This is a genomic window from Embleya sp. NPDC050493 (assembly GCF_044458105.1).
GTDB lineage: Bacteria > Actinomycetota > Actinomycetes > Streptomycetales > Streptomycetaceae > Embleya.
The window spans coordinates 270,598-286,454 of record NZ_JBITHP010000009.1 but is presented as its reverse complement, the minus strand read 5'-3'; the positions used below and the strand labels follow the sequence as shown (position 1 = coordinate 286,454).

General features: G+C 71.3%; 11 protein-coding genes and 2 tRNA genes. 5 read left to right on the top strand and 8 right to left on the bottom strand.

The features are described from left to right. The first annotated feature begins 311 nt into the window (after positions 1 to 311). Positions 312 to 2,273, top strand: a complete 1,962-nt coding sequence (locus ACIBM5_RS20310) for a phosphatidylglycerol lysyltransferase domain-containing protein (RefSeq protein WP_396008129.1) — start codon at positions 312 to 314, stop codon at positions 2,271 to 2,273. A 108-nt stretch (positions 2,274 to 2,381) separates the two neighbouring features. Here ACIBM5_RS20310 and ACIBM5_RS20305 read toward each other — a convergent pair whose 3' ends face one another. Continuing rightward, positions 2,382 to 3,812, bottom strand: coding sequence for a WGR domain-containing protein (locus ACIBM5_RS20305; protein WP_396008128.1), 1,431 nt, complete (start codon positions 3,810 to 3,812; stop codon positions 2,382 to 2,384). A gap of 472 nt (positions 3,813 to 4,284) precedes the next feature. Here ACIBM5_RS20305 and ACIBM5_RS20300 point away from each other — a divergent pair, with 472 nt between their 5' ends. Further along, positions 4,285 to 5,430, top strand: coding sequence for an MBL fold metallo-hydrolase (locus tag ACIBM5_RS20300; protein ID WP_396008127.1), 1,146 nt, complete (start codon positions 4,285 to 4,287; stop codon positions 5,428 to 5,430). A gap of 182 nt (positions 5,431 to 5,612) precedes the next feature. Here the strand turns inward: ACIBM5_RS20300 and ACIBM5_RS20295 are convergent, their stop codons facing one another. The 4 genes from ACIBM5_RS20295 to ACIBM5_RS20280 all read right to left on the bottom strand — a co-directional run bounded on the left by ACIBM5_RS20295 (position 5,613) and on the right by ACIBM5_RS20280 (position 10,165). Further along, positions 5,613 to 6,536, bottom strand: a complete 924-nt coding sequence (locus ACIBM5_RS20295; RefSeq protein ID WP_396008126.1) for a universal stress protein — start codon at positions 6,534 to 6,536, stop codon at positions 5,613 to 5,615. Next, complete coding sequence (locus ACIBM5_RS20290) at positions 6,533 to 8,014, bottom strand: amino acid permease (RefSeq protein WP_396008125.1); 1,482 nt, start codon at positions 8,012 to 8,014, stop codon at positions 6,533 to 6,535. Before ACIBM5_RS20290 ends, ACIBM5_RS20295 begins: the two co-directional genes overlap by 4 nt. A gap of 721 nt (positions 8,015 to 8,735) precedes the next feature. Then, positions 8,736 to 9,572 (bottom strand): DUF1932 domain-containing protein, encoded by an 837-nt coding sequence (locus tag ACIBM5_RS20285; RefSeq protein ID WP_396008124.1) that lies wholly within the window; start codon positions 9,570 to 9,572, stop codon positions 8,736 to 8,738. Continuing rightward, on the bottom strand, positions 9,569 to 10,165 hold the full coding sequence (locus tag ACIBM5_RS20280; protein WP_396008123.1) for a guanylate kinase: 597 nt from the start codon (positions 10,163 to 10,165) through the stop codon (positions 9,569 to 9,571). Before ACIBM5_RS20280 ends, ACIBM5_RS20285 begins: the two co-directional genes overlap by 4 nt. Positions 10,166 to 10,327: 162 nt before the next feature. Between ACIBM5_RS20280 and ACIBM5_RS20275 the strand changes: the two genes are divergently transcribed. Both ACIBM5_RS20275 and ACIBM5_RS20270 read left to right on the top strand, forming a co-directional pair. Beyond that, entirely contained in the window at positions 10,328 to 10,552 is a 225-nt protein-coding gene (locus ACIBM5_RS20275; RefSeq protein ID WP_396008122.1) for a hypothetical protein, read from the top strand. A 63-nt stretch (positions 10,553 to 10,615) separates the two neighbouring features. Further along, complete coding sequence (locus ACIBM5_RS20270) at positions 10,616 to 11,098, top strand: tyrosine-type recombinase/integrase (protein WP_396008121.1); 483 nt, start codon at positions 10,616 to 10,618, stop codon at positions 11,096 to 11,098. 8 nt (positions 11,099 to 11,106) lie between these two features. Here the strand turns inward: ACIBM5_RS20270 and ACIBM5_RS20265 are convergent. Together ACIBM5_RS20265 and ACIBM5_RS20260 are read right to left on the bottom strand one after the other, a co-directional pair. Next, positions 11,107 to 11,179: transfer RNA gene (locus tag ACIBM5_RS20265), tRNA-Arg, on the bottom strand. 576 nt (positions 11,180 to 11,755) lie between these two features. Beyond that, a tRNA-Ser gene (locus ACIBM5_RS20260) sits at positions 11,756 to 11,844 on the bottom strand. Positions 11,845 to 11,988: 144 nt separating this feature from the next. Here ACIBM5_RS20260 and ACIBM5_RS20255 point away from each other — a divergent pair. Beyond that, complete coding sequence (locus tag ACIBM5_RS20255; protein WP_396008120.1) at positions 11,989 to 15,231, top strand: PAS domain-containing protein; 3,243 nt, start codon at positions 11,989 to 11,991, stop codon at positions 15,229 to 15,231. 207 nt (positions 15,232 to 15,438) lie between these two features. Here ACIBM5_RS20255 and ACIBM5_RS20250 read toward each other — a convergent pair whose 3' ends face one another. Next, entirely contained in the window at positions 15,439 to 15,756 is a 318-nt protein-coding gene (locus tag ACIBM5_RS20250; RefSeq protein WP_391587367.1) for a hypothetical protein, read from the bottom strand. Positions 15,757 to 15,857 lie beyond the last annotated feature (101 nt).

The following is a 15,857-nucleotide window of genomic DNA, read 5'->3' as shown; positions in this document are numbered from 1 at the left end:
CTGGCCGCCCCCCGGCCCCCTCCCGCCGGGGGCCTGAGTCAGGCGGTGGCACCCCCCGCCAACCCCGCGGGGCCGGAGGGGGGTGTCCCAGGCTCCCCCACCGGCCCCGCCGTGCGTCCGAACCGAGCTTCTCCACCATGGGGAGTAGCAAACGATCGGGTATCCCTCCGTGGGATGACGTACAAAGGGCCGTCGTGCGCATCCAAATCTCTTGGTGCATGTCTACGCTGTTGTGCGAGCGTTACGAAGAGTCGCAATCCTGGACATAAGACACAGGAGACCCTTCCACCACCCCACAATCGAGGAGCACGGTGTCTGCCACGACGCGGGCCGCCGCGAACGGCCACAACAAGAACGGCACCGGCACCCCGGCTGCCGAGCGCGTGCGCGGGATCTCGGCAGGGGTGTTGATCTGGTACCTGCGGATCGTGGCGGCGCTGGACTTCGTGTCGGCGGCCTCGGTTCCGCTGCGCGACCGGGTGCGCCACCACGACACCGGTGAGTACTACACCCCGTTCCTGGTCACGTCCGGTTTCACGTCGGCAGCGCTCGCCGCCTTCCTCGCGATCATGCTCGGTCGGCGCAAGCGGGCCGCCTGGGCGTTCACGGCGATCCTGCTGGTCCCGTCCACCGCCGTGTACATCTGGGCGCTGTGGTTCGACGACCTGCGCCAACACCCGTTCAACTGGTCCTCGACGATCATCACCCTCCTGGTGTGCGTCGCACTGCTGCTGAGCTTCGCGGAGTTCGGCGCCAAGGGTGACCGGGGCAACGTGCTCAAGGCCGGCCTGGTGCTGGCGGGCGGCGCGGTGGTCGGCGTGGTCCTGGGCTCGACCCTGGTCAACGCCACCGACCGGATCTCCACGTCGAGCATGGGCGACCGGATCCTGTACGCGGTGCTGCGCATCTTCACCCTCGCGCCGGACAGCGACCTGGGCTCGGTCTCGGTACCGCGCTGGGTCGACATCGTGATCAACGTGGCCGGTGTGGCGTTGTTCCTGCTCGTGCTGTTCGTGCTGTTCCGCGCGCCCAAGGGCCGTGAACTGCTCACCCCCGACGACGAGGTGCTGCTGCGCGAGCTGCTCGACAAGCAGGGCGAGCGCGACTCGCTGGGCTACTTCGCGCTGCGTCGGGACAAGGCGGTCATGTGGTCGCCGAGCGGCAAGGCGGCGGTCGCCTACCGGGTCGTGGGCGGCGTCTCGCTCGCGTCCGGCGACCCGATCGGCGACCCCGAGGCCTGGCCCGGCGCGATCGACCGCTGGCTGGCCGAGGCCGAGGACCGTGCCTGGGTGCCGGCCGTGATGGGCGCCAGCGAGGAGGCCGGCACGATCTTCGCCCGACACGGTCTGGACGCACTGGAGTTGGGCGACGAGGCGATCGTCGAGGTGGCCGAGTTCAGCCTGGAGGGCCGCGCGATGCGCGGTGTCCGGCAGGCGTACAACCGGGTCAAGCGGGCCGGGTACACCACCCGGGTGCGCCGGCACGAGGACATTCCCGAGGGCGAGATGCGCGAGCTGCTCGACCTCGCCGACCACTGGCGGGACGGACAGACCGAGCGCGGCTTCTCGATGGCGCTGGGCCGGCTGGGCGACCCCGACGACGGGCGCTGCCTGATGGTCGAGTGCATGGACGACGAGGGCCGGCTGCGCGCGGTGCTCAGCTTCGTGCCGTGGGGCTGCAAGGGCGTCTCGCTGGACCTGATGCGCCGTGACCGGGACTCGGACAACGGTCTGATCGAGTTCATGGTGCTCGACGTGATAGAGGGTGCGAAGGCGTACGCCGCGGCCAACGCCAAGCCCGCCAAGGGCAAGGGGAAGGGCCGCGCGCCGGAGCCGGACGCCGAGGCCGCTCCCGAGCAGTCCTCGCCGATCGACATCGAGCGGATCTCGCTCAACTTCGCGATGTTCCGCTCGGTCTTCGAGCGCGGCAACAAGCTCGGCGCGGGTCCGGTGCTGCGACTGTGGCGCACCGTCCTGGTGTTCTTCTCGCGCTGGTGGCAGATCGAGTCGCTGTACCGGGCCAACGAGAAGTACCGGCCGATCTGGGAGCCGCGCTACATCTGCTTCCGCAAGGCGAGCGAGTTGCCCCGGATCGGCATCGCGGCGGCCCGGGCCGAGGGCTTTTTGACCACGCCCACGCTGCCCCAGCTGTTCGGCGCCCGGCACGAGCAGCGGGTGGCGGCGATGGCCAAGCGCAAGGCGGGGGATGCGACTCCGCCGCTCACCGGGTGGGCCGCCGAGCAGCGTGAGCCGGCCGAGCACAAGCAGCCCTGATCGTCCGGTTCGCCGGCTCGACCACGCCGAAGGGCGGCGCTCCCCACGGGGGCGCCGCCCTTCGGCGTCGCGGTCCGGGCCCGCCGTCGCGGCGGGCGCACGATCGGCTCAGACCAGTCGGCGGATCTCACCGCGGACGCGGTAGAAGCCGCCGCGTTCGGCCGGACGCACCGCGTCCACCACGTAGCGCGCACCGGCGACCCGCACGTTCTTCGGGAACTGCACGTTCCAGCCGCTCTCGTAGCCCGCGGTGACCACGTGCACCCGCAGCCGGCCGCCGCCCTGGTCGACGCACTCGACCACGACGCCGGTGCCCGCGTCGGTGGTGGTGGCCACCTCGGTGGTCGGCACCACGGCCTCGATCGTGGCCGCCTTGACGTCGCGCACCTGCGGGACGGTGCCGCCCTGGGCCGCCTCGATGGCCGCCTCGCTCACGTCGATGCAGGCCAGCGAGCCGTCCGTGGTGACGATGTACAGCCGCTCGTCGCGGTACTGCATCGAGTAGGCCGAGCCGCACGTGGTGCCCAGCTTCCACAACCGCTTGCCGTCCTCGGCGAAGCAGTACACCGTCGAGGAGCTGTCGCCGGCGAACACGTACTTGCCGTTCTCGGCGGTCGCACAGGAGAACACCGACGCGTCGCAGTCGTAGGTGGTGCGGATCGTGCCGTCCGACTTCGCGATCCGGTGCACCTTGTTGACGGAGGTGCCGGCGTACACGTCGTCCTTCTCCTGCCAGCCGAAGAGCACGCTGCCCTTCGTCTTGGCCCGCCACATCTCCTTGCCGTCGGCGGCGGCGAACGCCTGCACCCCGGCGCTGTGTCCGTGGTAGATCGCGTTCTCGTCGCAGCGCACCATCCAGGCGCCGGTGCCGTTGGTCGCCGCGGCCCACAACGACTCGTCCTCGTGGTCGATGGTGGTGCAGCCGCCGTTGGAGTCGGACACGCCCAGCACGCCGTCGTGGATGTCGAGCCAGTAGATGTCGATGTTGTCGGTGATCTCGTAGGCCACCCGCGGGGCCTTGCCGCCGACGTCGTACACGTTGCCGTTGTCGCACCCGGCGTAGATCCACGAGTCGTCCGCGACGATGCACTTGACGCCGTTGGGCAGCTGGTAGCGGCCGGTCACCTCGCCGCTGTGGTCGAGGAACCACACGTCGCCGCGCTGGTTGCCGACCAGCACCCGCTCGGCGTCCACGAAGATGCCGAACGCGGAGGAGCCGGTGCGGTAGCGCCACAACACCGGCGCCGAGTTGCGGGCCGTGGTCGGCCGGGACACGATCTCGCGGCGGGTGATCGAGCGCGGCTGGCGCACGCCCTGGACGGCCGGTTCGTAGCCCTTGCGCAGCTTCGCCGCGACCTTCTTCTTCGCGTCCGCCTGCGCCTTCTCCGGGCTGGCGTGGGTGGCCGTGCTCGTCTGGCCCTTGGCCCCGATCCGCCCGTACGTGACCGTGACGTCGACGCCGTCGACGACGACCTCGTAGTACTTGTGCGCGCCGTCGCCCTCTTCGGACAGCTCAAGGTAGGTACGGGTCTCGGACATGACGACTCCTCGGCTCCGCTGCTCTGTTCGGGATGCGGTGACTGTGGTGGTGGCTGTGCGGGGATGCCGCCGCCGCGGGCGGCGTGGTTGCGGGCCCCGCTGTTGTGGACTGCCGTCGCGGACCTCGCGACGGGGCGCTGGAACCGTGCCGGACAAGGGGACTGATGCGCCGTCATCCCCCGTGGCGATGGCAAGACCCTACTCACGCGAGCCGACAGCCACCGGGCCGGTGTGGTGCAACTTCGCTCACTCGGACGGCGCAACCCGGGACCGAGGGGGCCGTTGTCGGGCAAAGCGCTCCCGTGTGCGGTCATCCCCTACTCCGAACGGAGGAGCGGTGCGGGTGCGGCCCCTCCCCCGGGACGACGTTTCAGCCTCGGACGCCGGGTTAATCTCCACTCATCCCGATCACCGGTCGCCGGTCCGGCCCCATCACGGTCGGCCGAAGGCCCCGCTTGCCCGAGGAGTCCATGTGGCCGGGCACTTCTTCACGTCTTCGACTCCCGCGGTCTTCGGCGCCAGACCCGCCGGCGAGCGGTTGGCGCGCATCCGCCGATCCCCGCACTTCCGGGACGGTGCCTTCCAAAATCCCGTGCCGACCCGCCGCGGCAGCCCCGGCGCGGTCGGCAAGATGTTGCGCGCGCAAAAGGCCGCGGCCGGGCTGCGTCGGCCGGCCGGCGCGATTCCGCTGGTCACCACGTCCGCGTCGGACTTCGCCCGGGCGTCGCTGACCGGGCTGCGCGCCTGCTGGCTCGGGCATGCGACGGTGCTGGTCGAGATGGACGGCGTTCGAGTGTTGTTCGACCCGATCTGGAGCACGCGCTGCTCGCCGTCGGCGGCGTTCGGCCCGGCCCGGCTGCACGCGGTGCCGGTGCGTTTCGCCGACCTGCCCGACCCGGACGTCGTGGTGATCTCGCACGACCACTACGACCACCTCGACATGCCCACCATCCGGGCGCTGGCCAGGCGCGATACGGCGTTCGTGGTGCCGCTGGGCATCGGCGCACACCTGGAGCGCTGGGGCATCGCCGCGGACCGGATCACCGAGTTGGACTGGCACGAGGCGGGCGAGGTCGCCGGGCTGACCTTCACCGCGACGCCGGCTCGGCACTACTGCAATCGCGGCGCGCGGGTGCTCGGCACCGTGCTGTGGGCGTCGTGGGTGGTGGCCGGGCCCGGGCATCGGGTGTTCCACAGCGGGGACAGCGGCTACTTCCCGGGCTTCGCACGGATCGGGCGCGAGCACGGACCGTTCGATCTGACGATGATTCAGGCCGGCGCGTACGCGGAGGCGTGGCCGGAGGTGCACCTGCACCCGGAGGGCGCGGTGCAGGCGCATGCGGATCTCGGTGGCGGGTTGATGTTGCCCATCCATTGGGGCACGTTCGATCTGGCGCCGCACGCGTGGGAGGAGCCGGCCGAGCGGTCGGTGGCGGCGGCCCGGGCGATGGGCACGGACCTGGTGATCCCGCGGCCCGGTGCGCTGTTCGAGCCGGCGCTGGTGGACGGCAGCGCGGTGGAGCCGTGGTGGCGTGAGGTGGCCGCGGAGCCGTCGCGGTGGGTGGGCGACGCGGCCGCGGAGAAGGCGGAACGGGTCACGGCGGTGCCGGCGGCCTGAGGGCGGGTCGGCGGGGCTGGTGGGTGTCGGTGGGCCTCGGTGAAGTCCGGGTGCGCGGGAATCGGCGGGCTCGGCGGGTCCTGGTCGGGCCCGACGGATCGGTGCGGCGCCGGCGCCGGCGGGTTGGTGGGTCGGCCCGGCCCGGCGGGCGGAGCAGCCCGGGAGCCGTGGTCGCCGATGGATCAGGAGACGTCCCAGAGGTCGGCGCGGACGCCGCGTGGCAGGACCATGACCGGGGTGCGGGCGTTGCGGACGATCTTGTGCGAGGCGTCGCCGACGAAGACCCGCTTGACCGGGCCGACCCTGCCGGATGCGCAGATCAGCAGATCGTCGGCCCAGGTGACCGCGTCCAGCGCGGTGCGGACGTCGTCGCCCTCGGCGGTCTCGCCGTCGGCCGGCACCTCGATCTCGTGCATCGCCGCCGCGAGGTCCTGGCGGGCCTGCTCGCGCGCCGTGCGCAGCACCTGGTGTTCGGCGGCCCGGTGCTGTTTGCCGGAGTACAGCCGCACCGGTCGCAGCACCAACGTGAGCAGCCGCACGTCCGCGTGCAGTCGGCGGGCGAACTCCACGCCGCAGGTGAGTACTCCGCTCGGTTGCGATTCGCGTTGGTAGGCGATCGTGCATCGGGCGATCCCGGGCGGCGGGTGGTCGGCGAAGCCGCGCGGGGCGAGTGCCACCGGCACGGGTGAGCCGTGCAGGAGTTGGTCGGCGGTGCTGCCGAGGGCCACGCGCGCGGTCCGCCCGCCCGGGGCCGGGCCGATCACCACGAGCGCGGCGCGGTGTCGCTCGGCGATCCGGGCCAGCCCCCGGCCGCTGCCGCGGTGGTCGTCGATCGCCCGCTCCACCGGCAACTCCGGTGCCCAATCCCGAAGTCGGTCCTGAGCGTCGTCCAGCAGCCGATCGCTCTCCTCGCGCAGGAACGCGCGCCACTCCGCGTCCACGGCGCCGACCCCGGCACCGGGCAGCGCGGGCGGGCGCACGTGCGCGAGCACGACTCCCGCGCCCAGTTGCCGGGCGAGCAGCATGCCCAGCACCAGCGCGTCCCGGGCACGCGGCTCCGGCCGGCACCCCACCACGACCCGCATCCGCGTGCCCTCGCCGCTCACCGGTCCACCTCGACACCCTCGGTCTCGGCGCGCCAGCGCGAGTGCCGGTAGCCGTACAGGAAGTAGATCGCCACGCCGACGGCCATCCAGACCAGGAAGACCTGCCATGTGGTCCCGGAGAGCCGGGCCATCAGGTAGATGCAGAAGCCGACGCCCAGGAGCGGGGTGAGCGGGAAGAACGGGGCGGTGAAGCCGCGCGGCAGGTCGGGTCGGGTCCGGCGCAGCACGATCACCCCGATGTTGACCAGCGCGAACGCGAACAGGGTGCCGATGCTGGTCGCCTCGGTGAGTTGGCCGAGCGGGACCAGCGCGGCGAGCAGGGCCACCCATGCGCCGGTGATCAGCGTGTTCGCCACCGGGCTCTGGGTGCGCCGATTCACCTTCGCGAAGATCGGCGGGATCAGGCCGTCGCGGGACATCGCGAACAGGATCCGGGTCTGCCCGTACAGCACGGTCAGCACAACGCTGGCGATCGAGATGATCGCGCCGGCGGACAGGATCGTGGACGCCCACGAGCCGCCGGTCACGTCGGTGACGATCTTCGCCAGTGTCGCCTCGCTGCCCTCGAACTCCTGCCAGGGCAGTGCGCCGAGCGCGGCGAGGGCGACCGCGACGTAGACGACCGTGACGATCGCGAGCGAGATCAGGATGGCCAACGGCAGGTCCCGGCGCGGGTTCTTGGCCTCCTCGCCCGCCGTGGACGCGGCGTCGAAGCCGATATAGGAGAAGAACACCTGGGACGCGCCCGCGCTGATCCCGGCCACGCCGAGTGGCGCGAACGGGGACAGGTTGCCGGCCTCGAACGCGGTGAACGCGATGGCGCAGAAGAACGCGAGGGTGATCAGCTTGATGAAGACCATGATCGTGTTGGCCACGGCGCTCTCCGAGACGCCGCGCACGAGCAGGATCACCGCGAGCAGTACGACGATCACGGCGGGGACGTTGAACCTGCCGCCGTCGCCCGGCGGTTGGCTGATCGCGGCCGGCAGGCTCACGCCCAGGGCGGAGTCGAGCAGTTCGTTGACGTACTGCCCCCAGCCGACCGCGACGGCGGAGATCGACACGCCGTACTCCAGCAGCAGGCACCAGCCGCACACCCAGGCGATGCCTTCGCCGAGCGTGGCGTAGGCGTAGGAGTAGGACGAGCCGGACACCGGGATGGTCCCGGCGAGTTCGGCATAGGACAGCGCCGAGAACAGTGCGGTGACCGCCGCGAGCACGAACGAGATCACCACGGCCGGGCCGGCCTTGGGCACCGCTTCGCCCAGGATCACGAAGATGCCGGTGCCCAGGGTCGCGCCGACGCTGAAGAAGGTCAGTTCGAGCAACCCCATGGTGCGCCGGAGCGCGGGTCCCTCCTCGTCCCCTCCGCCGGAGCTCTCCTCGAGGATCGCGTCCACGGGTTTCGTCCGCAGCACCCCCCGGCGCGACCGGGGTACGACGTGGCTGGCGGGCAATCCGGCCTCCCTGGAGAACATGTTCCGAGGAGGAACGGGTGCCCCGCCGTCCGGGTATCGAACGGTCCTTCAGCCATTCGGACCGGTTCGGCGGCGGGCCCGCCACTCGGCGCCGGCGGCGATGGGGCCGGCCGGCGGCTGATCAGGACGACGGCGTGCGACGGGGTCCGCACCGATTGCCACGACTACCTTGCCGGGCGGGTGCGTTGGCTGAAATGCCCGGCGGAGGGCCCGCAGTCGCCAGGGCCGCGGCGCTCGAAGGACGTGCGCGTGTGGCGATACCCGTCTTCCCACCGTCTTCCGACCGGCCACGTACGACGGCGCGCAAGCGCCGAGTTGCCGTCCGTCGGTTCGGCGCTCGCCGGCACGGCGTCCACCCGTCGTGGCCGGCCGGTTGCTGCATCCGCTGCTACAGCGGGTACGAAAGAGGCCCTTTCCGGTCTCCCGGAAAGGGCCTCTCATCTGCTGTGCGCTCGGCAGGATTCGAACCTGCAACCTTCTGATCCGTAGGAATGGGTGGCGTTGCGCCAGGCGTGGTGACCACGTCGACAGCCGGTCTCGCACGCCGGCCTACGGACATCCACGGCTGGCAGCGTTGCTGTGCTTCCGTGCTGTACGCGGGGCCGACTCGCCGTGGCGGCCTCTTACAGTGACTGTGGGCGGCGCTACGGGGGCATGTCGTCAGGTTTCCGCGGACTCGACGCCGGCTAACTGCACACCTGCGGGCGCCGGCGCGTGAACCCTACGGGGTGCTTCGGAGCTGGTTGAGCGCTTCGATCGGGTCAAGTTCAGCGTCTTTCGAAGGCGCCCACCGGGAGAGGACATCCGCAGCCCCCAGGGCCAGGTCGACCGGCAGGCCCACCGCGGTTAGAGCTGCGGCGACCTCTCTCATCTCCGACTCCCAGCGCCATGCCTTGGCGGCGACATCGGCGGTGTAGTCCAGGTCTGCGAGGTGGCGCCCGGAGTGGTGCTCGGCGATGTCCAGCAGTTCGGCACCGACCCCGTATTCGTTGGCCATCGCGTGAGCCACGGCGGCGAGTGCCCTGCTCGCCTTTTGGTAGCTCGCGAACGACAGTTTCAAGGCGGACGCCTGCCCGATCCCGCCGGGAAGGCGTTGCGCCCGGACCCGGGTATCGGCGAACAGGGCTGCGATCCGCTTCACGTCCTCCTCCGCGCCCGATAGGTACAGACGAGGCGAGCGAGTCCCGGAAGGTGGGGAACCGACCACGCCTCCATCGACCACGGTGGCGCCTGCCTCCGCCAGGAGTTCGGCCATACGTTCCATACGTTGCGGGCTCACCGCGTTCGCTTCCACATAGAGCCTGGGGTATCGCCGATCGGCTACCGAGCGGGCCACCGCTTCCGCCGCTCCCGGTGGGCAAAGTGAGATCACAACAGCGCTGCGATCGAGCAGCTCGTCAAGCTCCTCGACAGGCTCAAGGTTGAACTTGGTCGCCCGCGCTTTGCTCGCTGCGCTGCGGCTCGCCGCGCACCACAGGACCGTGTGCCCGTTTCCGGTCAGCTCCCCGGCCACTGCGGCGCCCATGCTGCCCGGGTGAAGGATTCCGATCGTGGTCATGTGGCTCCTTGGAGCAGGTGGGCGGAGGTGAACCGGTCCGGCGCCCTGTCGCTCACGGCCCGCCGAATCAGTTCAGCGGTGTCATCAGGCGACGTATGGTCGGTCCGCACGATCAGGGACCACAGCACGTTGGGGTGCGCTTTGAGGTCTGCGTGGGTCTCTGTCCACGCCTTCAGTCGAGCGGCGCCGTCGGAATCACCTCGGTTGGCTGAGCGCTTGGCGGTGACGTCTTCGGAACACCAGAGCAGCACCCGAGTCCAGTGGGCCGGGTACGCCGCGAGTGCAGACAGTGCCTCTACTTGTCCGACGTGGACGACAGGCATCTGCCCATCCGCCGTGAGGCGATCAAGCTCGGGTACATCCGTCGCATACTCCGCGCCGTAACGCCGGTTGCTGTGCACGATGAGCCCGTCGCGTCGCAGGTCCGCCAACGTGCCGGGGTCCGTCATGCGGTACCCGGACGAACGGCCCGGCCCGGCTTTCAGCCGCCGGAAGTGCACGAACGACGCGTCCGCTCGGGAGAGGGCTGCTGTAACGGTGTCCTTCCCGGATGCAGGAGGGCCGTAGAGAACCACGGCGGACGGGTTCACCACCTGCCGCCTCCCATGAGCGAGTCACGGGCCCGGTCCGCGAGCGAAACGGCTGCCCCCATGTCAGTTGTCCACCAGGTATAGCGGGCCCGCAGGTCGCATTCGCGGGTCGACACCGGCAGAGTAGACGTCCCGGTTCTGAAGCTTCCATGCGCGCTGGTGAAGATGAGCAGGCCGCGGAAGCGGAAGTTCGAGCCGTGGTCGGTGGAAGAGGCGAAGACCTTCCCGGAGTTCGGCAAGGCCGAGGACGACCCGCTCTACGCCGCGTGGGTCCTGGTGCTCGTGCTGGGCCTGCGCCGCGGGGAGGTGCTGGGCCTGACGTGGGACAGCGTCGACCTGGACGCGGCCGAACCGACGCCGAGTTGGCAGATCCAGCGTGCAGGTAGGTAACAGCTGCACCGCGAGACGAAGACCGAGGCGTCGGACACCTCGTTGCCTCTGCCGGACGTGTGCGTGGCCGCGCTGAAGCTTCGTCGTGAGCAGCAGGAGGCGGCCCGGCGGGCCCATGAGGATCGGCGGGCCCGGCAACGCGCGGCAGGCAAGCGGGTGGATGGGCCGTGGCCGGCGTCGGACCTGGTGTTCACGACGGGTGTCGGCACGTCCTACGAGCCGGGCAACCTGACCAAGATGTTCCCGGCGCGGTCCCGCAAGGCGGGCGTGGGGGTGATCCGGCTGCACGACACCCGGCACACGTGCGGGTCGCTGCTGGTGGCGCTCGGGGTTCACCCACGCGTCGTGATGGAGATCATGCGCCACACACAGATCGCGATCACGATGGAGATCCACAGCCACGTCCCGAGTGCGGATACGCGGGCCGCGCTCGAGCAACTCGGGGACAGCCTGGGCCAGAACCCGGCTACTGCTGTACTTCGGTGCTTGCAGGCCCCGGAAAACGAATCAGGGCCCCTTTCCGGATCTAGCGGAAAGGGGCCCTGACCTGCATGTGCGCTCGGCAGGATTCGAACCTGCAACCTTCTGATCCGTAGTCAGATGCTCTATCCGTTGAGCTACGAGCGCTTGGTCGCTTTGACCGAGGTCAACAATACATGCTCCCCGGCCGGGGGTGAAATCCATTGTTCGAGGGTGTCACAAACTCGGGCAATCAGTGATCAAGCGCCTTCATTTTGCCGGTGTTCGGCGGCTGAACGGGTGACCGTGGAGCGGGTCCGCGAGGCTCAGGCAGGCGGGTCGGCGGACGGCCTCCGGGAGTTGATCGTCGGATCGAGGTGGGCCCGGCGAGCGGGTGGTGGAGGGCGGTCGGGGTGATCCCGGTCGGCGGGAGTGGCGACGCGCGCGGGGTAGGGCCGGCTCGTTCGCTGTGAGCTGAAATGGCCTTTTCGGACATGTCGGCCGGTGGGCGAATCGGCGGGCATTCGGTCGCGGCACGCGGTCGCCCGGATCGGGTCGGCGGCGCCACCGGCGGAGGTGGTCGCGGCGGGCGGGCGGAGCATCGGGTGGCGGCTGCGGAAAAGAGCCGTATACCGGACATCATGGCCCGCTTCGTGACCCGGGGTCGTCGAATGCTCACCGAAACATCATGGTCATGGGCACGAAACAGCCCGCCTGGTGGGACCAGACGGGCTGTTCGGGAAGCGGAGGCTCCGGGATTTGAACCCGGGATGGGGATGAACCCAAACCGCATTAGCAGTGCGGCGCCATAGACCGGACTAGGCGAAGCCTCCATCGGTGTTTGCCGACGAGGAACAGATTACTAGGCTCGTCAACGTGACTGCAAAAACAATGGGATAGTCGGTCGTGACATGCCCCGGCGGCGACGGGCAAGATGGCCGTCGCGCAGTCCGAGGACCGGAGGAGGTACGCGCTTCGTGAGCAGCAGGCCATCCCGAGGCGCTGCTCGCCTCGCAGCCATACTCGACGCCCTGCCGGATGCTCTCCTGCTGGTGAATCGCAACGGCACCGTCGTCAATGCGAACGCCATGGCACTGGAGGTTCTGGAGGCGCCGGGCACTCCCGTGGTCGGGCGCGGTCTCCTGGACCTGCTGCCCTCGTTCGACCATCGGCGCATCCCGGGCTCCGTGCGGGCCAACGACACGCGCGACACCCGGACCAAGCCGACCCGGATGTCCGCGCACCGTACCGACGGCGGCGTCTTCCCGGTCGAGGTGACCAGCGCGAACCTGCCCGCCGGTTACGACGACGAGTTGCTGATGATCGTCGTGCGCGACCTGACCGGCAAGGTCGACGTCGAGGCCGAACTGGCACGCCAGCAGCGGCAGACCGAGATGATCCTGCGCGCGGCCTGCGAGGGCATCATCGGCATCGACGCCGAGGGCAACATCGTGCTGGCCAACCCCGCCGCCGCCCGGATCCTGCGCCATCGCGCGAGCGACCTCGGCGGCAAGAGCGTGCACGAACTGCTCATGCACGCCCGGGCCGACGGCACGCCGCTGCCCGCCCAGGAGTGCCCGCCGCTGGTGACCCTGGGCAACGGCCGCCGGCAGCGGCTGCGCGACCAGGTGTTGTGGCGCGGCGACGAGGGCTACGTGACGGTGGACATGATCACCGCGCCGATCCTGCTCGGCGGCGCCGTTGTCGGCGCCGTGATGACCTTCAGCGACACCGGCCGGGAAAAGTTGCTCAACGAACGGCGGGCCCAGCTCGCCGAGTTGGTCGACGCCGAGATACTGGGCCGGCTCGCGGCGGTGCGTGGTCGGCTGAAGAAGGTGGCCGACGGCGCGGCCGGCGAGGTCGGCCACGGCGCCCGGCGGATGGTGCGTCAGGTCGCGGGCGAGTTGGAGAGCCTGGAGGAACTCGCGGGCGAGGTGCTCGCCCACCAGGCGGCCGGCACCGAGGCCGCCGAGCCGGCGGACGCCGACGCGGCGACCGAGCCGGAGCGGGTGCCGACCACGGTGGACGATCTCGTCGATCGGGCCATGGAGACCGTGACCTACCTCGCGCGCGGCGCGGGCGTGGAGTTCGCGGTCAACGCGTCCCCGGTCGGGGTGCGGGTGGACGTGGACGCGATGACCCGGGCCCTGGGGCACCTGCTCGCGGACGTCGTCGCGGCCGGCCCCGAGGGATCCACCGTCGTGGTCGCGGCCGCCCAGCGCGGCAACGTGGCCCGGATCGAGGTGCGTGGCCCGGAGAGCCGAGGCAGCGCCGTCCGGGTCCCGCTCGCGCGCGCGGTCGTCGAGGCGCACGGCGGCACCGTCGAGTCGCACACCATGCCCGGCCGAGGCAGCACGTACGTGGTCGAGTTGCCCGCCGACGCCGAGGCCGCCGAACAGGCCGAGAGTTCCGGCGAACACCGCGCGGCCAAGGGTCGCCGGGCGCGCCAGACGGGCCGACCGGACCCGGCCGCCGAGAAGAGCGGCAAGGCCGGGAAGGACACTGGGCCGGGCAAGGACGCCAAGGCCGAGGACGGCAAAACCGACGCCGACGCGGCCGACCCGAAGGCGGACGACGACGAGGCCGCACCGGCCGTGGCGACCGACCCGACGGCGGCCGACGCGACCGAGGCCGCCGAGCCCGGGAGCGGAAGCGGCACCGACTCGAAGGCGCGTTCGGGCGCCGCGCGCACGAAGGACGCCGCCGAGGCGTCCCCCGCGCCCGGCAGCGGAGTCGAACTCGCCGTGCGCGGACGCGGCGCACAACCGCCGCGGGCCCGCCTGGAGCCGGCCGGGTCCTCCACGCCGCCGGTGCCCGCCCCGCCGCCGCCCGGTTCGGTGGCCGCCGCGCCGCAGGGTCCGTTCGCGTTGCCCGCCGGCACGGTCGCACCGGTGCCGCTGGTGCCCGCGAACCCGGGTTCCGCCGAGGGGCAGCACGAGCGACCGGACGCCGACGGATACGACGAGGCCGAGGAGGCCGCGCGCAACAACAGCGGCGCGTTCGAGGCGGTCTACCCGCCGCGCTCGCGTCGCGGTCGGCCCTCGCGCGACGCGCACGACGCCGGCGAGTCCGCGTCCGGGCCCTCCGGTTCGCACCGCGGGGTCGCCCACCACGGCGGCTCCGAGGTCGAGCGGGCCGAACCGACCGCGCTGCCGCAACGACCCGCCGCCGGCCCGCCCGCCCAGGCACCCGCGGCCGGTGGCCGGCTGAACGGCGCGCACACCCCGCAGGGCGCGCAGGCGCGCCGCCGGTTGTCCACTCCGCCGGCGCCGATCCCGGCGCAGGGTCGCGCGTCGGACGCTTCGGCGCGCAGCACCAGCGTGCAGGATCGGCCCGGCCGACCCGCCGCCGCCGACATGCCCACCGAGTTGTTGCCGCCGATCCCGGCCGCGCCGGATCAGCCGATTCCGGTCCAGGGCCGGCGGCCCGGTTTCCCGGGCGGGCCGCCCGGTGACGCCGAGACGATGTCCGGGGCCGACCTGCCGACCATGGTCACGCCCGCGCCGGACGGGCAGCCGCGCCGGTTGTTGGTCTGGCCCGAGCCGGACACCGCGACGGCGGGCGCGCTGACCGCGCGTGGCTGGAGTCCGCTGCTGGTGCGTTCGCGCGAGGAGGTGGACGCGAGCGTCCCGGTGCAGCCGGCCGCGCTGTTCGTGGATCCGCTGACCGGCCCGATCACCCGTACCGCGCTCCAGTCGTTGCGCACCGCCGCGACCGCCGCGCAGATCCCGGTGCTGGTCACCGCCGGATTGATGCAGGCCACCCGGGACGCGGCGTTCGGCGCCGACCCGGCCGTGCTGCTGCGTTCGCTCGCGCCGGCGGACAGCGCCGGGCACGCCTCGCGCGTGCTCCTGGTGGAGGGCAACCCGGACATCGCGACGGCGTTCACCGCGTCCCTGGAGCGGCGTGGCATGGACGTGGTGCACGCGGCCTCGGAGAGCGAGGCGGTGTCCAAGGCGTCCAGCGTCGAGCCCAATCTCGTGGTGCTCGACCTGATGCTGGTGCGTCGGCGTCGGATGGGCGTGGTCGACTGGCTGCGCAACAACGCCCGCCTGCACTCGACGCCGATCGTCGTCTACACCACGCTCGACCTGGTCGAACACGACCTGCATCGGTTGCAGACCGGGGAGACCGTGCTGTTCCTGGCCGAGCGTTCGACCCGCGAGGACGTACAGCAGCGCATCGTCGACCTGCTCGGCAAGATCGCCTCGCCCTCCTAGGCGGTGTCCGAGTGACCCGCGCGCCAGCCGGGCGGGTCACTCGGACGAGCGGACCACCCGTGGGCGACGCGGGCCGCCCGCGCCCCGGTCACCCACACCGACGCCGCGGCCCGCTCCGGCAGCGGGGAATCACACACGTACGCACCCGGACCGCGGGCACCCGAGGCCCGCACGGCACCCGCCGTATCCGCACCGAACCACAACGCCTCACCATGCCGCCGGCCCCTGGGCGTGCAGCCGACGGCTCATCTCGCCGACGGTCAGCGCCAGTTCGGTGGCGAGATCCATCGCCTGAGGGTGGTCGTGGTGTTCGCGCATCCACCAACACATGACCTGCACGATAGGCCCGGCGGACTCCGGATGTCCGATGATCGCGGTGCGCGCGCACAACGGACGCGGCGGTCCGTCCCGATCGAGCCGGAACCAGTAGCCGTCCCGGAAGCCGAGCACGGGATGGCCGAGTGCGTCCGGCAACACGACGTCGTACGGCCGGTGCGGTTCGGATCGCACCTCCAACGGGTACATGGAGCGCCTTCCAAGGGGAAGTCGAGGGCTCGCCGGTCCCCCTCCGGAAGAGCGGAAAAGCGGGAACTACCGGACGCTTGAGGCCTTGTGCCGAAAACGAT

What these genes read in the sequence shown, in the direction of transcription:
- ACIBM5_RS20285 (WP_396008124.1), bottom strand. Translation starts at nt 9,572, where the DNA reads ATGACCACGATCGGAATCCTTCACCCGGGCAGCATGGGCGCCGCAGTG.
- ACIBM5_RS20290 (WP_396008125.1), bottom strand. Translation starts at nt 8,014, where the DNA reads ATGTTCTCCAGGGAGGCCGGATTGCCCGCCAGCCACGTCGTACCCCGG.
- ACIBM5_RS20305 (WP_396008128.1), bottom strand. Translation starts at nt 3,812, where the DNA reads ATGTCCGAGACCCGTACCTACCTTGAGCTGTCCGAAGAGGGCGACGGC.
- ACIBM5_RS20250 (WP_391587367.1), bottom strand. Translation starts at nt 15,756, where the DNA reads ATGTACCCGTTGGAGGTGCGATCCGAACCGCACCGGCCGTACGACGTC.
- ACIBM5_RS20275 (WP_396008122.1), top strand. Translation starts at nt 10,328, where the DNA reads ATGAGCAGGCCGCGGAAGCGGAAGTTCGAGCCGTGGTCGGTGGAAGAG.